The organism is Gluconobacter sp. Dm-44, from assembly GCF_018256175.1.
GTDB lineage: Bacteria > Pseudomonadota > Alphaproteobacteria > Acetobacterales > Acetobacteraceae > Gluconobacter > Gluconobacter cadivus.
The window spans coordinates 104865-126751 of the sequence record NZ_JAERLZ010000009.1 but is presented as its reverse complement, the minus strand read 5'-3'; the positions used below and the strand labels follow the sequence as shown (position 1 = coordinate 126751).

At 52.9% G+C, this 21887-nt stretch carries 16 protein-coding genes and 7 pseudogenes; 9 read left to right on the top strand and 14 right to left on the bottom strand.

What is annotated here, in order from left to right; genetic code table 11:
- Nucleotides 1–81: 81 nt before the first annotated feature.
- From JK213_RS11585 to JK213_RS11575, 3 genes and pseudogenes are all read right to left on the bottom strand, one after another.
- Nucleotides 82–1851: an AMP-binding protein gene (locus JK213_RS11585; RefSeq protein ID WP_211571602.1), complete on the bottom strand. Its 1770-nt coding sequence runs from the start codon at nt 1849–1851 to the stop codon at nt 82–84.
- A 14-nt stretch (nt 1852–1865) separates the two neighbouring features.
- Nucleotides 1866–2357: pseudogene (locus JK213_RS11580) on the bottom strand (MSMEG_0569 family flavin-dependent oxidoreductase); the annotation flags it as partial.
- 134 nt (nt 2358–2491) lie between these two features.
- The gene (locus tag JK213_RS11575; RefSeq protein ID WP_194257273.1) at nt 2492–3571 is read right to left on the bottom strand and encodes an IS5 family transposase; all 1080 of its coding nucleotides are present in this window, start codon (nt 3569–3571) and stop codon (nt 2492–2494) included.
- A gap of 138 nt (nt 3572–3709) precedes the next feature.
- Here JK213_RS11575 and JK213_RS11570 point away from each other — a divergent pair, with 138 nt between their 5' ends.
- Nucleotides 3710–4207 (top strand): transposase, encoded by a 498-nt coding sequence (locus tag JK213_RS11570; RefSeq protein WP_249200608.1) that lies wholly within the window; start codon nt 3710–3712, stop codon nt 4205–4207.
- A gap of 94 nt (nt 4208–4301) precedes the next feature.
- On the opposite strand, the gene fdhD is transcribed toward JK213_RS11570, so the two are convergent.
- The 5 genes and pseudogenes from fdhD to JK213_RS11545 form a co-directional block, all read right to left on the bottom strand.
- Nucleotides 4302–5159 (bottom strand): formate dehydrogenase accessory sulfurtransferase FdhD, encoded by an 858-nt coding sequence (fdhD, locus tag JK213_RS11565; protein ID WP_141354481.1) that lies wholly within the window; start codon nt 5157–5159, stop codon nt 4302–4304.
- 105 nt (nt 5160–5264) lie between these two features.
- A complete protein-coding gene (locus tag JK213_RS11560; RefSeq protein ID WP_211571598.1) occupies nt 5265–7568 on the bottom strand; it encodes an FdhF/YdeP family oxidoreductase in 2304 nt (767 codons plus the stop codon).
- Nucleotides 7569–7572: 4 nt separating this feature from the next.
- Complete coding sequence (locus tag JK213_RS11555) at nt 7573–8034, bottom strand: nitrate reductase associated protein (protein WP_211571629.1); 462 nt, start codon at nt 8032–8034, stop codon at nt 7573–7575.
- 181 nt (nt 8035–8215) lie between these two features.
- Nucleotides 8216–8458 (bottom strand): twin-arginine translocase TatA/TatE family subunit, encoded by a 243-nt coding sequence (tatA, locus tag JK213_RS11550; RefSeq protein WP_249200606.1) that lies wholly within the window; start codon nt 8456–8458, stop codon nt 8216–8218.
- Between the two features lie 55 nt (nt 8459–8513).
- Nucleotides 8514–9212, bottom strand: a pseudogene (locus JK213_RS11545) (cupin domain-containing protein); the annotation flags it as partial.
- A gap of 92 nt (nt 9213–9304) precedes the next feature.
- Between JK213_RS11545 and JK213_RS11540 the strand changes: the two are divergent.
- Together JK213_RS11540 and JK213_RS16195 are read left to right on the top strand one after the other, a co-directional pair.
- The gene (locus tag JK213_RS11540; protein ID WP_194257253.1) at nt 9305–10384 is read left to right on the top strand and encodes an IS5 family transposase; all 1080 of its coding nucleotides are present in this window, start codon (nt 9305–9307) and stop codon (nt 10382–10384) included.
- A 130-nt stretch (nt 10385–10514) separates the two neighbouring features.
- Nucleotides 10515–10613 (top strand): annotated as a pseudogene (locus tag JK213_RS16195) (IS5/IS1182 family transposase); the annotation flags it as partial.
- Nucleotides 10614–10664: 51 nt separating this feature from the next.
- Here JK213_RS16195 and JK213_RS11535 read toward each other — a convergent pair.
- Nucleotides 10665–11621, bottom strand: a complete 957-nt coding sequence (locus tag JK213_RS11535) for a nucleoside hydrolase (RefSeq protein WP_211571596.1) — start codon at nt 11619–11621, stop codon at nt 10665–10667.
- A 226-nt stretch (nt 11622–11847) separates the two neighbouring features.
- Here JK213_RS11535 and JK213_RS11530 point away from each other — a divergent pair.
- Nucleotides 11848–12820 (top strand): annotated as a pseudogene (locus tag JK213_RS11530) (transposase).
- A gap of 186 nt (nt 12821–13006) precedes the next feature.
- Here JK213_RS11530 and JK213_RS11525 read toward each other — a convergent pair.
- A pseudogene (locus JK213_RS11525) lies at nt 13007–13267 on the bottom strand (IS701 family transposase); the annotation flags it as partial.
- An 81-nt stretch (nt 13268–13348) separates the two neighbouring features.
- Here JK213_RS11525 and JK213_RS11520 point away from each other — a divergent pair.
- Nucleotides 13349–13519, top strand: a pseudogene (locus JK213_RS11520) (IS5/IS1182 family transposase); the annotation flags it as partial.
- A 133-nt stretch (nt 13520–13652) separates the two neighbouring features.
- On the opposite strand, the pseudogene JK213_RS11515 reads toward JK213_RS11520, so the two are convergent.
- Nucleotides 13653–14710 (bottom strand): annotated as a pseudogene (locus tag JK213_RS11515) (IS5 family transposase).
- A gap of 357 nt (nt 14711–15067) precedes the next feature.
- A complete protein-coding gene (locus JK213_RS11510; RefSeq protein WP_211571594.1) occupies nt 15068–15862 on the bottom strand; it encodes an SDR family oxidoreductase in 795 nt (264 codons plus the stop codon).
- Nucleotides 15863–16014: 152 nt separating this feature from the next.
- Here JK213_RS11510 and JK213_RS11505 point away from each other — a divergent pair, with 152 nt between their 5' ends.
- Nucleotides 16015–16560 (top strand): TetR/AcrR family transcriptional regulator, encoded by a 546-nt coding sequence (locus JK213_RS11505; protein ID WP_211571593.1) that lies wholly within the window; start codon nt 16015–16017, stop codon nt 16558–16560.
- A 71-nt stretch (nt 16561–16631) separates the two neighbouring features.
- Here JK213_RS11505 and JK213_RS11500 read toward each other — a convergent pair whose 3' ends face one another.
- On the bottom strand, nt 16632–17621 hold the full coding sequence (locus tag JK213_RS11500; protein WP_211571590.1) for an amidohydrolase family protein: 990 nt from the start codon (nt 17619–17621) through the stop codon (nt 16632–16634).
- 160 nt (nt 17622–17781) lie between these two features.
- On the opposite strand from JK213_RS11500, the gene JK213_RS11495 reads away from it, so the two are divergent.
- On the top strand, nt 17782–18705 hold the full coding sequence (locus tag JK213_RS11495; protein ID WP_211571587.1) for a LysR family transcriptional regulator: 924 nt from the start codon (nt 17782–17784) through the stop codon (nt 18703–18705).
- 606 nt (nt 18706–19311) lie between these two features.
- Here JK213_RS11495 and JK213_RS16190 read toward each other — a convergent pair.
- The gene (locus JK213_RS16190) at nt 19312–19629 is read right to left on the bottom strand and encodes an ArsR/SmtB family transcription factor (protein WP_373320142.1); all 318 of its coding nucleotides are present in this window, start codon (nt 19627–19629) and stop codon (nt 19312–19314) included.
- Between JK213_RS16190 and JK213_RS11480 the strand changes: the two genes are divergently transcribed.
- Nucleotides 19558–20700 (top strand): ABC transporter substrate-binding protein, encoded by a 1143-nt coding sequence (locus tag JK213_RS11480; RefSeq protein ID WP_249200604.1) that lies wholly within the window; start codon nt 19558–19560, stop codon nt 20698–20700. The genes JK213_RS16190 and JK213_RS11480 overlap by 72 nt on opposite strands.
- 36 nt (nt 20701–20736) lie before the next feature.
- Nucleotides 20737–21864 (top strand): LLM class flavin-dependent oxidoreductase, encoded by a 1128-nt coding sequence (locus tag JK213_RS11475; RefSeq protein WP_141354389.1) that lies wholly within the window; start codon nt 20737–20739, stop codon nt 21862–21864.
- Nucleotides 21865–21887: the final 23 nt, after the last annotated feature.

Below are 21887 nucleotides of genomic sequence, written 5' to 3'. Positions count from 1 at the left end.
GCGGAATAACACGGTCTGGTCTCACTCAAACGTTTCTCGTGGCACCAGACCTTCGATGTCGGGGAAAACCATATCTCGCTGTCAGGTTGCGAGACACCTTCGCACGATCTTTCCTGAGACAGTCGTGGGAAGATTCTTGACGAAGTTCACCTCTTTAAGGCCGACCCATCGACCGAGCGACCTATTGACTAGATCAATTATTTCTGTGGCCGAGCACTTAGATTTATTGTCTGAAACAGCGATTACGTAGGCGACAGGCCTCTGTCCCCTTAGATTATCATGAATAGCAATGACAGCACAGACGTGAACCGCCGGATGGGCGGCAATGATCTTTTCAATCTGCACGCTAGAAACCCGTCGACCTGCTACTTTGATGACATCATCGGAACGCCCGAGCATATGAACGGCGCGGTTAGCCTCAATCATGCCTTCGTCGAAGGTGCGATAGTACCGACCGGCCTCGTCAAGGTAGACTGTGGGTGGATGAAGTGCACCACTTTTCCACACACCCGCCAGACAACCCGGCGGAAGCGGCAAGGACAGAACAATTTCTCCACACTGTTCACCGGGCATAGACTGGACAGTGGCCAGCTGGAACCCCGGTGCGGCACGCCCGATGTCGTTCATGAGCGAAACCGTTTCACGCTCTGGAAGACCGAAGAAATGTCCGGTTATGCTCCATCCGGTTTCAGTCTGCCACCAGTGATTCACGACAGGTTTTCGAAAATACGACCGCGCCCAGTCGAGCAAGGTTGGGTCAGCATATTCTCCAGCCATGAAGATTCGCGCTAGCGCAGGCAATATCGCACCTGACAAATGGCGGCTTTCCTGTCGCATCAGCCGCATTTGGGTCGGCGTGGTGAATAGGCATTTTACTGTGTGTTCGTGACAAAGCGCGCGGATTGTAGAACATGAAGCACCGCCTTCAACGATCACGCTGGTGCAGCCGCTGATGAGCGGCGCATAGACGCCGTAAGAATGACCAACCACCCAGCCTAGATCCGATGTCGTGAAAAAGGTATCGCCAGGTTTGCAGCCGTAGATCAACTCCATGGACAGGGCGAGTGCTACGGCATGCCCGCCATTGTCGCGGACAATGCCCTTCGCATTGCCCGTCGTGCCGGACGTATGAAGAATATACAGGGGATCTTCAGAGCGTAGCATGACCGGCTCTGAAGGCGCGGACTGTTCCAGTGTGTGAAAATCGTGATCCCGTACCGGCAGAGGCGAGGCTGGACAGGCTTCGCGTTGCACAATTACACAGGCCTGTGGTCTATGCTCGGCTTCGGCCAGCGCCTCATTCAGGGCGGGCAGGGATGGGATGGTGGTTTGCCCCTGAAAGCTGCAACTGGCGGTGATGATGACTTTCGGAGCCACGTTATCAATCCGCCGAGCCAGTTCAGGTCCGGCATAACCCGCGAAAACCACGACATGCACGGCCCCGATCCGCGCACACGCCAGCATTGCGATGGCGGTTTCGATCATGGTCGGCATACTGATCAGGACACGGTCGCCAAGCCCTACCCCTAGTGACCGCAGGCCACCGGCAAATCCGGCTACCCTGCCCTGTAGTTCCCGATAGGTTACCACCTGACGTTCCTTCGTGGCGCAGGAATGCCAGATCAGGGCAGCCTGTGCGCCGCGTCCGTCTTCCACATGCCGGTCCACGGCGTTGTAGCAGGTGTTGAGCGTGGCCTCGGGAAACCAGTCATGCCAGCCATCCGACCGTGTTCTGCATGCGGTCACTGGTGCCTGCTTCCATGTGATGCGTTGCGCCGCAGCCAGCCAGAACTGTTCCGGCTGGTTCTGTGCCGCATCGTACATCGCTTCGTATGTCGTCCATGGAAGCATGGCACTTTCTCCGTTCAGGCTACAGGCACGTCTTTGCCGGTGATCTGGCTGGCCAGCCATGCGGCATCGCGGGAAATACCGGAGAACCGTCCCGATCCCCATGTGTGCAGCCATGGCAGACCAAGGAAGTAGAAACCCGGCGCGTCAGTTACGCCCCGATGCCAGACCGGCTTGTTAGCCCCGTTGAAGACCGGCACATCGATCCAGCGATAATTCGGGCGGAAACCGATGCACCAGAGGATCGAGGTGATTCCGGCGGCCTTCAGATCCAGAGGTGTGTTACTGCCATCGGGCTCCCAGACAGGTACATAAGGTTCTTCGATAGGGGCTGTGATCCCTTCACGGGCAATGTAAGCGTCAATGGATTTTTTGATGTCGGCATTGGTTTTGTCAGCATCATCAAGATTTTCTTTCAGGTCCGGCGTGAAGTGCGCCACTTCATCGCGGATTGTCTCCAGCGTGCCGTGCAGGCCCATGCCCTCCTTTGCAAAGAGGCGCAGATCCAGATGGAGGGATCGAAGAACCCTTGATTGATGTGCTTGGCCCGTAATTTCTGGCTTTTGGCGATTTGATAGACGGTTCTTTGAGTTGTTTTCGATCTGCGTTTTGAGCAGATCGAGGGCTGCCATCCGCTGGATATCTACGCGCTCGCGCTGATCCGCTCCAGGAAGAGAAAGCGACGCATGTTGTAGACGATATTGGCCAGCCCGACCCTCATGGTGGCTCGCGTTATGCCTACAGTTCGGACGAACAGTCCTGTCTGCGATTTCTGATCGGCAAAGACATGCTCGACACGCGATCGGATGACCGACTTTCCAGCATTCGATTTCTGGATATGGCGGGACATGGGTTTAAGGTGCGGCTTTTTCCTGTGAACCTTCGAGACAAAGCCATGCTCCTCCATGAAGTCCTCGTTGGCTTTTGAGCGATACGCCGTGTCTGCCCAAACCGTTGAGGCTGTGTTGCTTTTATCCAGCAGCCCCTCTCTCAAGCGCGCGCCATCGCTGGCTGCTGCATCCGTCGTCTTCCATTTCCGGATGAACCGGTATTTCCGGTCGATGGAGACATGGGATTTGTAGCCAAAGAATGGAATGGCGAGATCGCTGGATGGCATGGTTCCATCATCCTGCCGTTTTGCTTTCGTGAACTTCAGTGTCCAGCGCGCATGACGATCCTTGTGCGACAGCTTTCTGGGTTTGTCCTGCCAGTCTTCAGGAATACGTCCTTCCCGAAGATCGGCTTTCTCTGCGTTGGTGTTCCGCTGCTTTGGAGCAGCTATGAGCGTGGCATCCAGGATTTGGCCGGACATCGGTAAATACCCGGCGTTGCGCAGGGTCGCATCAAAGCGGTTGAACAGCCCATCGATCGCACCCGCCTGGGTCAGACGCTCGCGGAACAGCCAGACCGTTTTGGCATCAGGCACCCGATCTGAAAGTCCCAGACCAAGGAAACGCATAAAGGAGAGGCGATCGTTGATCAGATATTCCGTCCGCTCATCAGACAAATTGCTGAGCGTCTGGATCACCAGAATTTTGAACATCAGCACCGGATCAAATGGCGGTCGTCCGCCTTTGCTTCCGTCAGAATACGTCAGAGCCTTCTCCAGGTCAGGGCGGAAGACTTCAAAATCCACAGTCCGGGAAAACGCTTCGAGCTGATCACCAAGTCCGCTCAATCGAGCAAGCCGCTCTTCAACATCAAAGAAACCCGGCTGCTTCATCTTCCACCATACCCAATCAACGTAGGAAAAATGGAATCATAAAGGCCGACCCAAAACCAGTGGGTTTTTCGAACCCTCCAGATGGTGGAGGCACGTAAACGGCTTTCTGCCCAGATTTCGGCGCGCCGCAAGCAGGGTATGAGCGCTGAACTGGAGGATATGGACAGCAGCCTCAAAGCATTTCTCGAAAGCCAGATCAGCGAGCTTGAACAACGGATTGAAAGTGTTATCGGAGAGGCAGAAGAACTCTCCGCCAAAGCAGAGCTTCTCCGTTCCATTCCTGGTATCGGCCCGGTATCAGTCGCCATGCTTCTCGCCGAAATGCCAGAGCTCGGCCGCATGACAGCGACAGAAGCCGCTGCAATGACGGGTCTTGCGCCAATGGCTCATGATAGTGGCGCGATGCGTGGGAAACGGATCATTTCAGGGGGAAGAAGATCTCTCCGCCACGTGCTGTTCCAGGCAGGATTGGCAGCTGCCTGCCATAATCCGGTTCTGAAAGCTGTCGCCAAGCGCATGAAAGAGCGGGGTAAACCACATAAATTGGTGATCGTCGCTATCGCACGGCGCCTCATCACAATCGCCAACGCTATCCTCAAAACTGGAGTGCCATGGCGCATTAGCTCCGCCGCTTAAACACAGTTGCTAGATTCTGATTTTGGGCTTTTGGCGATTTGATTCATGATTTTTAGGTCGTTCTGCGTTCTGAGCAGATCGAGGTCTGTCCCCGCTAAATAGCTATGCTGCTGGTCCCTCCACGTGCGATAGAATAGTCTATTGGCGGGGAGCCACTTAAGCGCGCTTCACCGCAGAAAACGAACTGCTTGTCCTGTCGTGCAATTGCAATCAGTGTTTGATTCATTTTCTGAGCCAACCGCAAAGCGCGATCCGTTGGTGCTGAAACGGCAACCACCGTCGCCATACCCGCGCGCACAGTTTTAAGTGCCATTTCGTATGAATAGCGACTGGTCAGAAGACAAAATCCATTTTCAAAAAGACGATCATCGCACATCCATGCACCAATCAGCTTATCAAGCGCATTATGACGGCCGATATCCTCACGGATTAAAAGGATTTTCCCATTCTGGTCGGCCCAGGCTGCTCCATGAACCATGCGTGTCGCTGCATTCAGGGTTTGCCACTTTTCAAGATCATGCAGGGCACGCAGGATCGCAGTCGGCGCAATCTTGGCATTGATGGGAAAAGGCACCTCTTCATGGGCATCAACGGACAACACAGTATCAGTCCCGCAAAGACCACAACTTGAATGGCCGGTTTGGGCACGGGGTCTGCGTCGTAGCAGGATTGAAAGACGGTCCCCTGAAATCGTAACGTCCAAGGTCAGACCATCTTCACCATCCAGAACAGAGACTGAGCGGATCTGCTTTTTATTCGTAATGATTTGTTCAGTTAGGCAGTAGCCATAAGCAAAGTCCGTCAGGTGATCCGGGGTCATCATCATCACCCCGTGCGGAACAATGCCATTAAAAACGAGCCTGACCGGAACTTCATCGGCAATATTCAGAACGATCTCTTCCTCTGGGCGACTAAGGAGGGTTGCCGTTCGACTCTGAAATAATGGCGTCATACGCCTTTCTCACTGATACTGCCTGTCAGGAGTGCAACGCCCGCTCCCGGCAAGAAAAAGCTTGTATATGCTCTCATAGCTCTTTCTTGCCGATACGGCTCCCACTTAGCCCGCAATCCGGATTGGGGCTGCAGACGTCACGCTTGGCACAACTTTAACTGGAATAGCCTTGGCCGCTGGCGTACCGCTGATTTCATCGAAAAAATCCAGCGGTAGAAGAGGATTTAACTCTGGGTAATAACCCGCAATAGATCCACGAGACATTGGATAATCCAGAATGGTCAGCCCATCGACATAGCGCCGATATCCATCGTCACTGTAGGTTTCCAGCCCCACGACAGCCCCGTTTTCCAATCCCCGCGCTTCACGATCTTCTTTGTTCATGAAGATAACCATACGCGTGTTATAGACCCCCCGATACCGGTCGTTGTTGCTGTAGATTGTCGTGTTGTACTGATCGTGCGAACGGATTGTGGCCAGCCGAAGCATTGCCGGATCATCAATCACGTCGTCCACCGTTAGCCCCGGAAAAACAAGAAAATTCGCTTTTCCATTCGGGGTCATCCAGACACGACGACGAGGCGGAATATCGAGATGAAACCCGTGAGGGTCTTTCATTTTTTCCGAGAACCCCGTGTAAATCGCCGGATAAACCTCAGCAATCTTGTCCCGAATTAAAGTATAATCTTCGATATAGTCTGCCCACGGAATTTTTGACTCTGGGAGAGTGGCCATAGCCACCCGACAGACGATTTCCGTCTCAGGCCGCACATCGGAGCTAACCGGCTCGAAAACACCACGCGAAGGCGTAACGTTCGACATGGCGTCCTCAATGGTCACGAACTGTTCACCCGCTGACGTACGGATAATCTCAGAACGGGCCACAACAGGCAGAATAAGGGCTTCCTTGCCATGGATCAGGTGCCCGCGATTGAGCTTTGTTGCGATCCCCACTGTAAGATCGAGCTTTGCCATGGCAGCATAAGACCGTTCGGTATCAGGAATTGCGCGGATAAAATTCCCGCCCATACCAAAGAAAATCTTGGCAGTCCCGGCTTCCATCGCTTCAACAGCCTCAATCACATGATGGCCGTGCTCGCGTGGTGGCTCAAAACCGAAAACATCTCTTACGCGATCAAGATAAGCCTGTGTTGGCTTTTCATCGATGCCGACCGTGCGGTCCCCCTGGACGTTGGAATGTCCCCGGATCGGTGCAATGCCCGCACCTTTTTTACCGAAATTCCCCTTGAGCAACAGAAGGTTCGCAACCTGCTGGACAAGTTGGGATCCTTCCTGATGCTGCGTTATTCCCATCCCATAACACATGATCGTCGCGTTGGATTTGGCATAAATTCCGGCAATCCGACGGATCTGCTCTTCCGATATGCCAGAAATACGAGTGATATCTGCCCAGGAAACTGACATGACGTCAGCGCGCAGAGCCTCCAGCCCCACTGTATGCTCAGCAATAAAAGCATGATCCAGCACTGGCTCGCCGCGATCTTCAGCCTCGAACAGCGCGCGCATCATCCCCTTGAAGACTGCCAGATCGCCACCAATACGCACATGAACGAATTCACTGGAAATGGCTGTTGAACCAAACGTGCCCATCTGCAGGATATCCTGCGGTTCCGTAAAACGGATCAGCGCCCGTTCTGGCATCGGATTGATCAGAACGATGGGAATGCCGCGTTTGCGAGCCTCCACTAGGTTCGTCATCATCCGGGGGGAATTGGTTCCGGTATTCTGGCCAATGACAAAGATAGCCTCGGCATGGTCAAAATCAGCCATGACGATCGTGCCTTTTCCAATTCCGATCGACGAAGGTAGCCCGCGGGATGTCGGCTCATGACACATATTCGAGCAATCGGGAAAATTGTTGGTCCCGAACTCGCGCACAAAGATGGAATAAAGAAAAGCGGTTTCATTAGCCGTTCTACCGGACGTATAGAACTCTGCCTGATGAGGGCTTTCCAGCGCCCGAAGGTGCTTTGCAATCAGGGTATAGGCATCATCCCAGGCAATCGGCACATATTTGTCGCTCGCAGGATCATAGCGCATAGGTTCGGTTAGGCGCCCCTGCATTTCCAGCCAGTAATCACTACACTCCCTGAGTTCCGTAACGGTATGCTGGGCAAAAAACTCTCGTGTCACGCGGGCTTTGGTAGCCTCATGCGCGAGGGCCTTTGCGCCATTCTCACAAAATTCAAGTTTCTTTCGATGATCCGGGTCGGGAAACGCACAACTGGGGCATTTGAAACCACCCGGCTGATTCATGGCAAGCAGACCGCGTGATCCTTTGACCAGAACGCTCTGCTCCATCAGCACCTTCGCCGTTGCACCGGCCGCTCCCCAGCCGCCTGCAGGGTGATGATAAGGCTTAAACTCAGACTCTTTGTTTTTGCTCATGATATCAACACTCCCCTTGAAGGACGCCAAACTCCTTCAACGCAGGCACAAAATTTTCGTTCTCATGTTTCGATCTGGCGAGCTTGATCAATGCGAAACGCTGAAGCGGAGTTAACGCAGCCCATTGTTCCGGTGTAGGTGGTGGAACGGCGTCTGCCTCAGCCTGAGACGAAACTGCCTCCGGCATCCGATCCTTCTTCCGCCAGTCTTCAAATGTCTGCGACGGGAGGAAACTGACAGGCTCATCTGCTCGGACGTCGATCAGATCCGCAACAAGAGTGCGATAGGCGGTCTGTTCCTGAGCCGTCTCACATGGTGCCTCTACCAGACGACTCCTTTCCTCGCGCAACAAACGGCTCCACTGACGGAGCGTCATTTTGATTCCTACAAGGTCAAGCTTCTGGCGTGCAATCATTGGAATACATCGCAAAGAGCCTGCAAAATCCCGCTCGAATTCAAAAATCATAGGATTTTCAGACATTGCATTTACCTTCGATCATCGTAGTGAATGATAAATAGGTTTGAAAAATAATTTTTCTCTTACTCATAAATAATTATTTTTATTATATTAATAAAATATTCAACACACGATTTGGAGATATTAATTATATATTATTCAAAATATTTCATATTGAGGTATTTTCTGATTATTTCAAAGAAAGAGGAACGACCTGTTCGGAATGTGTATCAAGAGGCATGCGTTTGCTCTCAATGGAGACTGGATGGTCGTCCGATCCTATCTCGATGACTTCTTTCCTAAATATCTTCAAACCTCTTCCAAGATCTCCCATAGTGGACGAAAGACGTTTCCCGCCACCAAAAACAATAAGAACAACGACACAAACGATTAGCCAATGCCAGATACTGAGAGAGCCCACGAATTTCCTCATTAAATTTTTCTATATTTCTCTCCCTTTAGAAATATATCTAAAGGGAGAGAAATGGTCACACAGGTGTAAAGCCCGGCCGATTAACGGGGAATTTGGAAAGCGTTTCCGCAGAAATATTCAAGGTCTGGCGAACCATTTCCGGCGGAACATGCGTGAGCCAATCGGATAAAGAGACTTCAGCGAATCTGTCTGACTTAAAGACGGATATCACCTGAGCTTCTTCATCACCGACATTTTCGACGTAATGCCCGAGGCTCTTTTTGATATACCAGACATCTCCTGGATTAAAATCAGTCGTCTGTGCTTTGGGGCCTGTATTGAATACAGTGACCCTTACTTTGCCTTTGATCACAAAGGCCCATTCATCAGCATTTGGATGCCAATGCATTTCCCGCATTCCGCCCGCTTCAATTGTCTCAAGTGCGGCAGCGACTGTTTTCGAAATGGGAAAGTTCCGGCTATCGGCAATCTGGGCTTGTCCGCCCTGGCTCCGTACAAGAGGTTTGGATCGGGAGAGGCGATAAATTATTTTTTCAGCTCCTGCGACAACGCGAGATTTCTTCTGATCCATTGCCAGATCGGGAGGAACATCGCCTTGGAAGATCCAAAGGTTGTTGAGTGGAATATCTTTGAATGCTTCTGCGGGTACGCCAAAATTCTTTGCAAGGACTTCAGGCGGTGTATGAGCGATCCAGTCGGTTACGAGAAGTGTATTGAATTCCGATGATTTCCCATTGTCAAAAGCAAGAAGAAATTCAGCACCATCTGGAGGGTTCGAAAAACCTCATGGTTTTGAGGCTCTCTCTGTGATTCCATTTTTCCGGTTTTTATTGGAGGAGTGGCGACATGAAACAGCCCGGTTTCTTTGATGTTGAAGAGCGCCTTTCTCGTTTAAGCGGGCTTGGTGATCAGCTCGAAGCTTTTTCCCGGACTGTGAATTTCGAAGCATTTCGTCCTGATCTGGATACAGCGCTGGCCTATGCAGACGGCAGTAAAGGCGGTCGTCCGCCGTTTGATCCGGTGCTGATGTTCAAAATCTTGGTGATCCAGACGCTGAACAATCTGTCCGATGAACGGACGGAATACCTGATCAATGACCGTCTCTCCTTCATGCGCTTTTTAGGCCTGGGGCTGTCGGAGCGTGTGCCTGATGCCAAAACCATCTGGCTGTTCAGGGAGCGTCTGACCCAGGCGGAAGCAATTGATATTTTGTTTAACCGCTTTGATACGACCCTGCGTAATGCTGGTTATCTGCCGATGTCCGGCCAGATCCTGGATGCCACGCTGGTAGCGGCTCCGAAGCAGCGCAATACCAACGATGAAAAGACTGATCTGCGGGAAGGACGGATCCCACAGGATTGGCAGGATAAACCGGCAAAGCTGTCCCACAAGGACAGGCATGCGCGCTGGACCCTGAAATTCACGAAAGCGAAGCGACAGGAAGACGGGAGTATGCCCGCAACGGATCTGGCCATCCCATTCTTTGGTTACAAGTCGCACATCTCCATCGATCGGAAATTTCGGCTGATCCGCAAATGGAAGACGACAGATGCCGCCGCCAGTGACGGCGCGCGATTGAGAGAGGGCTTGCTTGATAAAAGCAATACAGCCTCAACGGTCTGGGCAGACACAGCCTACCGCTCAAAAGCCAATGAGGATTTCATGGAAAAGCAGGGCTTTGTCTCGAAGGTCCACAGGAAGAAGCCTCATCTCAAACCCATGCCCCGGCATATGCAGCGGTCCAACGCCGGGAAGTCGGTGATCCGATCCCGTGTCGAGCATGTCTTTGCCGATCAGAAATCACAGACGGGACTGTTCGTCCGAACCGTAGGCTTAACGCGGGCCACCATGAGGATCGGGCTGGCCAATATCATCTATAATATGCGCCGCTTTCTCCTCCTGGAGAGGATTAACGCCGCCGCGTAGCAATCCAGAGCATGAAACCCTCTCTCTGCTCAAAACGCAGAGCGAAAGTCACCCCGGAAACCCTCAATCAAAGCGCCAAAAAACTAAAATCACCAGACAAGCGCATCAACCAACAGTTCTTCGATCCCTCCAGCTCCATGCGGTCACCGATCAGAACGGACGACCGCTGAGCTCTTTCATGACGGCGGGGCAGATCCCCGACCGCCTTCTTCTCAGCCATCTGCCTCGCCGCAGCCGTCATCTTCTGGCTATGAGCCCTGAGCCTACTCAGACAGATATATTACTTAATGCGCTGAACAAGTAGATTAACTACGGCCTTGCTATTAACAGATAAACACGCCGAGACATTCTCTGGCCCAGATGACTGCACAGTATCTCCACGCTCTGAAACAGAGAGATGCATGGGGACTAACGTGCATATATTTGGCTGAATTAAATAAGCTACAGGCACCACATCAAACAGAGTGGGAATAGGCCCGTATGCTGATTTCGCAGCCCACTGCTGGGTCAATTCTTGAAGAGAATCTGTAACTGGCGTATGCGCGTGAAATATTTGTTCGGCAGCAAATTTGCTTAACGCTACCTCTGTGGCATCCAACGGCATAAGCTGTATAGGAACGCCCGAAGTCAAAATGGCACGTAGAGCACTCGGGTCTAGAGAGGCGTTTGTCTCTAATGACGGTGTAGAAGAATTTGTGCCAGCTATTTTTCCATAACCGTGATGAATAGAACCCGCCATCAGCACAATAGCGCGCAAACGTCGGAAGGCGATTGAATCACGCGAAATCATGGCGGCAATGGTCGATGGTGGAGCAAGTCCTATAAGCGTAATAGTATGATTGGGTTGAGTTCGTAAAAGCTGAAGTGCTTTCTCCACAGCATCTGGAAAATATTTGTGGTAATTCTCTTGACCTTGAGCCCACGATTTTTGGGATAATGCCTCAGCATGTAGTGTTGAAGGACCACGAGTGACCGGGATATCCGTGCGGCCTGCCACATCTAGAAAACGGCGTGCCAATTTTGCCCGAGCATCTGTATCACCTGAACTCGCCATTATTAAATCAATTTTTAAATCCGGCGAAGCTGCTGCTAATGCGAATGCATCATCAATATCTGTGCCTACATCAGTATCAATAATAACTTCTCTAGATTTTATAGTATCGGACCGTGCATTAAATGCAATAAACGCAAATGATAAAGAAATGTATTTTAAAGTATTAATGAATTTCTTAATCATTATTATAATACTCTGATATATCTGGATTGATCGTGTTATTTCATAATGAATGTTTCTCCATATTTGTCAATATTATAAATGAACTACTGATGTTTATATTAATTGTCCTGACTTAAAAAATCTAATTTATGGGATTTTGTTTATGCCGTGTAGGGTTTGAAAAACCCTCTGGTTTTGAGGGTTCCTCTATGATTCCATTTTCCTTGCGTTGATTGGAGTATGGATCATGAAGCAGGCGAGATGTTTTGGCGTTGAAGAACGGCTTGCCCGGTTGAGTGGGCTTGGTGACCGGCTCGAAGCGTTTTCCCGGGCTGTAGATTTTGAAGTATTCCGCTCGGAACCGGATAAAGCTTTGGCTTATGCGGACGGAAGAAAATGTGGACGACCGCCATTTGATCCGGTGCTGATGTTCAGGATCCTGGTGATCCAGATGCTCAACAGTTTGTCTGATGAGTGGACAGAGTATCTCATCAACGATTGCCTCTCCTTTATGCGCTTCCTTGGTCTGGGACTTTCAGATCGGATGCCTGATGCCAAAACAGTCTGGCTGTTCCGTAAGCGCCTGATACAGGCGAGGGCCATTGAAAGACTGTTTGAGCGTTTTGATGCGACCCTGCGCAGTGCTGGTTATCTGCCGATGTCAGGCCAGATCCTGGATGCCACGCTGGTAGCGGCTCCGAAGCAGCGCAATGCAAACGCTGAGACAGAGGATTTTCGTGATGGGCAAATCCCACAGGACTGGTAGGACAAGCCGTCAAAGCTGTCCCACAAGGACAGGCATGCGCGCTGGATCCTGAAGTTCACGAAAGCGAAGCGACAGGAAGACGAGAGTATGCCCCTAACAGATCTGGCCATCCCGTTCTTTGGCTATAAATCGCACATCTCCATTGATCGGAAATATCGGCTGATCCGCAAATGGAAGACGACGAATGCCACATCTCAAACCTATGCTCCGGCATATCCAGAGATCCAATGCAGGAAAGTCCGTGATCCGATCTCGTGTGGAGCACGTCTTTGCGAATCAGAAATCACAGACAGGGTTGTTCGTCCGAACCGTCGGCATCACCCGAGCCACCATGAGGATCGGGCTGGCCAATATCGTCTACAACATGCGCCGCTTCCTCTTCTTCGAAAGGTTGAACGCTAGAGCGTTTCCACTGAACTCTGAATCGAGAGGTGACACTGAGGGCGTCTTGTGATTCACCGTTTTCATTGATGGAGACGGTGATGGCACGAGCATTGAGAGATGATCTTCGGCATCGGGTTCTAGCACTACAGTTGCGTTTTTGTTTTAAGGCGTGAGAGATATGCTGCGGCCTGATGGGTTCGTCGAAACACGGACCAACGGAGGATATGCGGGATAGGGATCTGAGCCTGGGTGATTTTTACGGCGAGGCGTCGGATTTCCTGGATCGACCACCGGATGAGCTTTTGCGCGTTGGCCGTCGGCTTTTTTTGAGCGCGAGGGCATTAGCTTGCGAGCGTACTGCCGCCACCATGGCGTAGGCGAGCATGACCAGCGTGACATGACGGTGCCAGCCGTGCCAGGAGCGGGTCTCGTTATGATCGAGGTCGAATTCGTTCTTCGCAGTTTCGAAACCTTCCTCGACCCGCATCAGCGTCTTGAGCAGCGTCCCTTGCGGGCACTAGGTGGAGGGGTCGAAAAACCCCCTGGTTTTGGGTCGGTCTTTATGATTCCATTTCCCCTGAGTTGATTGGGGGCATGGATCATGAAGCAGCCGGGTTTCTTTGATGTTGAAGAGCGGCTTGCCCGGTTGAGCGGGCTCGGTGATCAGCTCGAAGCCTTCTCCCGGACTGTGGATTTTGAAGTCTTTCGTCCTGACCTGGAGAAGGCACTGGCCTATTCAGATGGAAGCAAAGGCGGGCGACCGCCATTTGGAGGGATCGAAGAACCGTTGATTGGCGGCGGCTGGCTCCTGATTTCAGGGTTATGGCGTGCCGATTGACGGTTTCCGGGGTGACTTTCGCTCTGCGTTTTGAACAGATCGCGTGCTATCGCCAGTGGGATGACTACGCGCTCGCGTTTAACCTCTCGAGGAAGAGGAAGCGGCGCATGTTGTAGACAATATTGGCCAGACTGATCCGCATGGTGGCCCGGGTGATACCGACAGTTCGGATGAACAGTCCCGTCTGTGATTTCTGATCGGCAAAGACATGCTCGACGCGCGAGCGGACCACTGAATATGGCGGGGCATGGGCTTGAGATGCGGCTTTTTCCTGTGAACTTTCGAGACGAAACCCTCTTTGCCCATGAAGTCCTCATCGGCTTTCGAGCGATAGGCGGTGTCTGCCCAAACGGTTGAGGCTGTATTGGTTTTATCCAGAAGGCCCTTGCGCAGTCTGGCACCATCACTGGCAGCAGCATCCGTCGCCTTCCATTTCCGGATGAACCGAAACTTCCGGTCGATGGAAACATGCGATTTATAGCCAAAGAATGGAATGGCGAGGTCCGTGGCCGGGAGCGTCCCGTCCTCCTGCCGCTTTGCCTTCGTGAACTTCAGCGGCCAGCGGGCGTGCCTGTTCTGGTGGGACAGCTTTACCGGCTTGCCTTCCCAGCCTTCGGGGATCCGTCCTGCCCGAAGATCGGCCTTCTCTCCGTTGGTATTGCGCTGCTTTGGAACCACTACCAATGTCGCATCCAGGATCTGGCCCGACATTGGCAGATAACCGGCGTTCCGCAGAGTTGCATCAAACCGGTCAAACAGTCTTTCAATAGCTCCCGCCTGGGTCAGACGCTCACGGAACAGCCAGACCGTTTTGGCATCGGGAACACGGTCCGACAGTCCCAGACCGAGGAAGCGCATGAAGGACAAGCGGTCGTTGATCAGATATTCCGTTCGCTCGTCGGAGAGATTGTTCAGCGTCTGGATCACCAGGATCTTGAACATCAGCACCGGATCGAACGGGGGACGGCCGCCTTTGATCCTGTCTGAATAGGCCAGAGCCTTCTCCAGATCAGGGCGGAATACCTCAAAATCCACAGTCCGGGAAAATGCTTCGAGCTGATCGCCAAGCCCGCTTAACCGGGCCAACCGCTCTTCAACATCAAAGAAACCCGGCTGCTTCATCTTCCATCATCTCCAATCAACGCAGGAAAAATGGAATCACACAGATAGGCCCAGAACCAGAGGTTTTTCGAACCCTCCAATCTATGTCTGCTTTTTCTTATTATCGGACATAGGTCCGAGACATCAAGAAAGGCCCGCAAAGGTCTCTACGAGGCGTGTTCGACACACGCCATGCAAGGACAACGTCTGCTCCCGGAGGGACAGTCTGATCATCTCTGCCACTCTCCGCGATAGCCATTTCAACTCACGCAGGTCTGTAACTATTCTGAGGCTCGCGGCTGACTTGGGAGGAAAGCGGAAAGTCCGCTTCCCAGCATGATCGCTGGGAAGCGGACATCCCCGCAAATCTAGCGTTCTTCAGGTCCTTTTATAGCGCGGTGCAGGCACCCCTGTCTGAGTTGCACCGAACAAAGTCGAGCGAGCGTTTTCGTAGGCCAACCACAAACCCGCATCATGGACCGACGGCAGTGTTACATCTTCACCTTGATCGAACCCGATTAATGCGGCATCGACCAGATTCTCGGTCGTCATGATTGCGGCCTGATCGAAGGCCGAAAGCGGGATTCCCGCGTGGTCGTAAAACTCGGTTGCGGTGCCGGCCGGCAGTACGGCCTGCACGCGCACGCCGGTTTCGGCAAGCTCGGCCTTCAGGCCTTGGCTGAACGTCAGAAGGTAACTTTTGGTCGCACTATAAAGCGTCGTGATCGGGAGCGCGCAGAAGGCCATCACCGAACCAATATTGATGATCGCGCCAGTGTTACGTTTGACGAAGCCGGGAAGAACCGCGCGAGCCAGCCGGGTCGGGGCGACGATATTAAGTGCGAGCGTCGCATTCGCATCAACATCGCACATATCAACCGTGCTGCTGAGCTTGCCATTTCCCGCATTATTCACAAGCAAGGCAATCCGTTCGTCAGAACGCAGAAGATCCTCGAGCGAAACAAGATCATTTTCAACTGTGAGGTCAGCTTTGAGGGTCCGGATCTCGACCCCATGCTGTCTTGTGAGTTTTTCTGAAATTGCATGCAGTCGGTCGACGCGGCGCGCAACCAGCACAAGGTCGTAGCCGCGTTCGGCGAGACGATTGGCATAGACGGCTCCGATACCGGAGGAGGCGCCGGTGATAAGAGCTACCGGTTTGCTGGATGACATCAATCGATCTTCCATTCTGTAATGATCGTTTAAGAATGACTTCGTTGATTCCTGCTGTCAAACGATGTTTAATGATCGTTATGGAAATAGCGTCAAAACGTCCCAGCGGGCGCCCCCGAAGTTTTGACCGCGATGCGGCACTTGAAACTGCCATGCGCTTGTTCTGGAAATACGGTTATGAAGGTGTGTCGTTCCAGCAGTTGACGGCGGCACTTGGCATCGGCGCACCGAGCCTGTATGCGGCGTTCGGCAACAAGGGAGCGCTTTATCGCGAGGCCTTAGACCGGTATGCAAATATGCGTGGTGCGTCGGATTTGTCCTTCATGGAAGCTGCATGTTCTCTGCGCGAGGCGGTCCGCCTCCTCCTTGAAGGGACGGCACGCGGACTGGTGGATCCAGCGGGTGAAGTCGGCTGTATGCTCAATACCGGCATGATTGCGAGTCATCCCGACCATGAAGATCTGGCGCGCGATCTGGCGCAACGTCGCGCGCAGTTTCGCGCGCTTTTGACCGATACATTGCAGCGATGGGTCAGCCGAGAACACGCGACACGGCTGTCGTCTTACGTCACGGCTATTATGCAGGGCATGGCTATTCAGGCGCGTGACGGTTTTCGTCAGGAACAGCTTCAGGTCGTTGTTGACGAGGCGATCAAGGCGGTTCCCGATGATTCGCACACTCGAACCGGTGTCCGGTAAAAATGATGACAAATATGGAACCTAACGGCTGACATGAAGGCGATTGCTGCCATGTCAGACACGTCAATTATTTAGAGCGACTGCGGTAGCTCTTTTGTGAGCCGCTCCCAGTTTCCGTGCGCGAAGCCCTGCGTCGCGGCCTGGTCCAAACCGCAGTTTTCGAGAAAACGTCGTGCGTCGTAGCCGGCGCGGTATTGATACGGGTAGTCGGCGGAGAACAGCAGCCGGTCATAGCCGACGATCCGTGCCGCCTGTTCCAGATAATGTGGCAGGTAGATGCCGCTCGCCGTGACAGACAGGTTGCGCCGGAAATACGTCGTCATGGACTGCTTCAGTCCGGAAACGCGATCCATGTTGGCGATACGCTCGGCGTAGAACAGAACCAGTTCGCCCCAGTGGCCCAAAATAACCTGTAGGTTCGGAAAACGGTCGAAATGGCCCGCCAGCACAAGGCGCAGAAACTGGATGCCGGCGTCATAATGCCAGCCGAGGCCGAAACAGGAAAACGCGGCGTCTACCTGCGGGCTGAACCCGGAATAATAGGCATCCCGAACGCCCTTTTCCGGTGTTCTAGGGTGAAGAAGGATTGGCGCTTTCAATACTGCAGCGCTCTGAAAGATCGGCAGAAGATCGGCGTGGTCTAGGTTGCGATGGCCCACGCGTCCGCACAACATCGTGCCCTTGAAGCCAAGGGTTTTGACGCAGCGTTCAAGTTCCAAGGCCGCTTCGTCAGGGCTCGCCACGGGCAGCGTCGCCAGCGCCTGAAAGCGGTCTGGATGGCGGGCGACCGCCTCCGCCACGGCATCGTTCACGCGGCGCGCCAGATCGACGCTGTCTGGTCCGAGGTCGTGCAATGACGGTGTGGTGAGCGAAAGCACCTGAACGTCCAGCCCTGTTTCGTCCATGAGTGACAGCCGCTCTTCGGCAAGATCAGCCAGGCGCTTCTCAAGCGGTCCCCCATGGAACGCAACGCTTGGATCCGCAGCTTCAAGACCGATGGCAGACCAGGCGTCCTTTACTTCGGTGGTCAGGAAATGCTCTTCGATACCGATCAACTTCATGGAATGGTTCCTTTCCACAGGCTGCCATCCCGACGGACATGCCTGTTTTCACGTCATCGAAAATAGGTGCGAAACCAGAGCAGGCGCCAGACGCATGAAGATCAAAGTATCATTGCATGGGACGCTATCTGTTGCCGGTCATTGTCGATAGACTGAGAGCATGGAAAACGCGGATCTCAACCTTCTGACAGCGCTCGATGTGTTGCTCGACGAGGCCAGCGTGACTGGCGCGGCCCGCCGGCTCGGGCTCAGTCCGTCCGCCATGAGTCGCACCCTGACACGGCTGCGCTCGACCACCGGCGATCCGTTACTGGTGCGGGCGGGGCGGCATCTCGTGCCCACGCCCTATGCAGTAGATATCCGCGAGCGCGTTCATGTCCTGACCCATGACGTGCAGGACGTCCTATGCCCTCGGCATGGAGAACTGGATCTGAAAGCGCTGGATAGGACATTCACCCTTCGCGCCAATGAAGGCTTTCTGAATGTTGCTGCAGCGCCTCTTGTCACTGCCATCATGAAGGAAGCGCCACGGGTTCGCCTGCGGTTTGCACCCAAGCCTGACAAGGATGCGTTACCACTGCGAGAAGGAAGGATCGATCTGGAAATCGGCGTCCGGGGTGCGTCTGCGCCAGAGATCCGAAGTCGGCTCCTGTTTCGGGATACGTTCGTCGGCGTAGCACGTATCGGCCATTCTCTTTTCGTAAACGGAGATATCAGCGTGGCGCGCTACGCCGCTTGCTGTCATGTCGTGGCCTCACGACGCGGGACATTCAGGGGACCGGTTGATGATGCACTCGAGCAACTGGGGTACCAACGTACCGTGTCGGTCGTTGTGCCTGGATTTCCGGATGCGTTGGAAATCGCCAGACAATCAGATCTGGTCACAAATGTCCCGCGATCATGTCTCGCGAACCTCACTGATGATTTTGCAAGGAGGGCGAACCTGAGACTGTTCCAGCTTCCTGTAAAAACACCTGGAATCGCCATCTCCGTCATGTGGCATCCCAGAATGGATGCTGATCCTGCACATCGCTGGTTTCGCGATACCGTCCGAGCAGTATGTCGAGAATTTCTGGCTTGTTAACGATGTCTGCTTTCGGAAAAGCACTCTGTAGCTTCAAGCGTCCAAAATGAGGCGGAAGCGGACCTGCTGCTTACGCCCTCATGCCGGACATAACTGGTGTCTTCTGGACTTCCGGAAAGCGGACAGATATGTCGTGATAATATCAACTGTTAAAGGTACTGATCTGTTTGAGCCTATTTTTTGATGCCGATGGATCGGATGATTGGCGGTATGGCCGTGAGATTGTTCTAGGCTGAGAAGGTGACGTTTATCACCCAAAAGAAACTGCTCTGGAAAATATCGACCCGGGTACTCTTCTTGCTGGCAAGGCGTATGACGCGGACCGGTTTGTCGATCGGCTAATATAGCGAGAGATTACCACGGTCACCCCATCAAAACGCAACAGAACGATACAAAGAAAAATCGATTTTTCTCTCTACTACGAACGGAACCTTGTTGAGAGATTATTCAACAAAACCAAGAAGTTTGGCGCTATCGCAATCCGCTACGATGAACTGAAGTTCACCTTCCTCACAGCCGTGGGACTTGCCTCAATCATCATCCTGCTTAACTGACGACACGCTGTAGGCTTGAAAAAAATTATTACAATCATCGATTGATATCGAGCTACATTATCTCCAGATCAGAGAGTTGAGTTTCAACATGTAAGCTCGCTGCTTCCTGAGCTGTAGTTTGGGAATCGATGAGGCGCGCATAAGCAGGGACCAGATCTGGCCACATGGATCGGAGCGAAAGGATAACAGCGCGCGCGCGCTGATCCGAGACACCGTAGACGACGTGCTTGGCCTGCCTTCTACCTCTAATAATTCCAGCGTTCCGAAGAACACCCACCTGTTGCGAAAGGGTGGGCTGATGAATGTCCAGACATCGTTCGATCTCGGACACCGACCGTTCCCCCTCAACAAGCAGGCAAGCAATAGCCAACCGTGTCGGATTACCAAGAACCCGCAGGACACTGCTTGCCGCAGCGACATCTCGACAGAGCACGGACAATACCATGTCCCCCTTATACAGCGTTTCAGACAAAGGGTAGAGAAAAATCAGATTATACCACTTTTATATATAGTTTATAGAATTAAGAACGAATCACCTTGCGTATTTTGTTATCATTATATCATTATGCATATCGATATAGTGAAAGGGCTTCAAGTGTCACTAAAAATTGGGGTACATAATGCAAACCTGCATCTGTTTCTCGCGTCCCATTGGCCCGCTCTGTTTAATGGAATCGCAGTCGAATTCGTACATTATGATGATGGCCGTGAGAGCGCTCGCTTCCTGACGCGTGGTGAAATTGACATTTGTGGTACCGGATCGACGCCGCCGATCATTGCTCAGGCGAACGGTGCCGAAGTTGAATATATCGCGGCATCAGCTCGTCGGCCGCACAATGGTGCCCTGGTGACAACACCTACATCAGCTATTGCGGACATCCGAGATCTCCAGGAAGCGAGGATCGCGTTGGTTGACGGCTCGTTCCATACCTACCTACTGGCACGTCTTCTGGATGGGGTGGGACTTACTCTGCGAGACGTGCGACGCGTTGAACTCTCGCCGTCAGCATCCCTCACTCACCTTCTGGACGGCAAAGTGGATGCATGGATTGCAATGTCTCCATTGCTCGAAAAGGCAATATCCAAAAATTTCGTCAAGGTCATTGCCGAGTGTGGTGACAAAATTCCCAATCGCTCTGTTTTCTGGACGATCAGGAATAGAAAGCTTTCCGCATCACAGAAAGAAGACGTTCTTTCGCGCCTGATAACTCTCGGGCGGGAAATTAGCGCTGATCCAGAAAGAGCAGCACGCATTCTGACGGATGCCCGCACAGAACATGTCGATCTGAATACTTGGTCAACAGCCATCGCTGCACGGGATTGGAGCATACACGCAGCTGATCGGGAAATCGCCGATGAACAGCAGGAAGAGGCGGACACCCTCCTGCGTCATGGTGACCTCTCTCGGGAAATTGCTGTCCTGGACGCCATGCGGCTCTGAGTGGGCCTTAAACCTCTTCCACGGAGAAAATGTGACATGAAAATATTTGGATATATGTGTGCGCCTGACGGAGTTTACCCGTGGCGTCAGGACGGAACGCGCAAGGTAGATCTTGGATATTATCGTCAGTTGGCGTCAGCCTACGATCAACTTGGATATACTGGCGCGCTTTTTGCGACCGGCGCGCATGATGTCTGGGCGCTGGGAAGTGCGCTGGCCTCTTTCACAGACCGTCTGAAATTTCTGATTGCCATTCACCCAGGGCTAATCCCTCCAACACTGCTCGGAAAAATGGCGGCATCATTGCAGGAATTTACGAAGGGGCGCGTGCTGCTGAACATTGTCTCAGGCACTACAGAAATGCTGGAGACTTATGGGCTTCACCTCCCTCATGGCGAACGCTATGCCATGGCGGACGAATATCTTTCCATATGGCATAGGCTGATGGAAGGCGAGGCCGTGACGTATGAAGGGCGTTACATCTCTCTCAAGAACGCGAAGCTGGCCCTTCCAGTCGGAAAGACGATCCCTGCGCCGCCCCTGTATTTCGGCGGCTCATCGGATGCTGCGATTGATGTCGCCGCACGCCATGTCCATACCTATCTGTCGTGGGGGGAAACGCCAGACCAACTCGCGGAAAAGCATGCCCGTGTTCAAGAACGGGCCAAGAGTTATGGCCGGGAACTCTCATTCGGAGTTCGTCTCTATGTGATCGTGCGCCGCACCGACAATGAGGCATGGGACGCTGCCAATGACTTATATGCTCATATGGATGCGGACAGCGTGGCGGCCAATCAGCGAATGATTAATAATACCGACTCTGTTGGCCAAAAACGCATGGCGGCGTTGCACCAAGGCAAAAAACCCGAAAATCTTCGGGATCTTGAAATAGCACCAAATCTCTGGTCGGGCATTGGTCTCGTGCGCCCTGGACCTGGCACTGCGATCGTAGGGTCGCCAGATACGGTTCTGCGTACGCTGGAGGCATATCAAAAAGCCGGAATCGAAACGTTCATTCTTTCAGGCATGCCCCTGCTCGAAGAAGCCTACCGCTTCGGCGAACTGGTTATGCCACGTCTACCAACCGAGAATGCGGCGTCGACTCCCATTAATCAGAACCTCACCTGGTCGTCTCTCTTCGATCGTGATCAGCAGAGTTCGTAAACCCGAGCTTAGCTGGCGCCCAA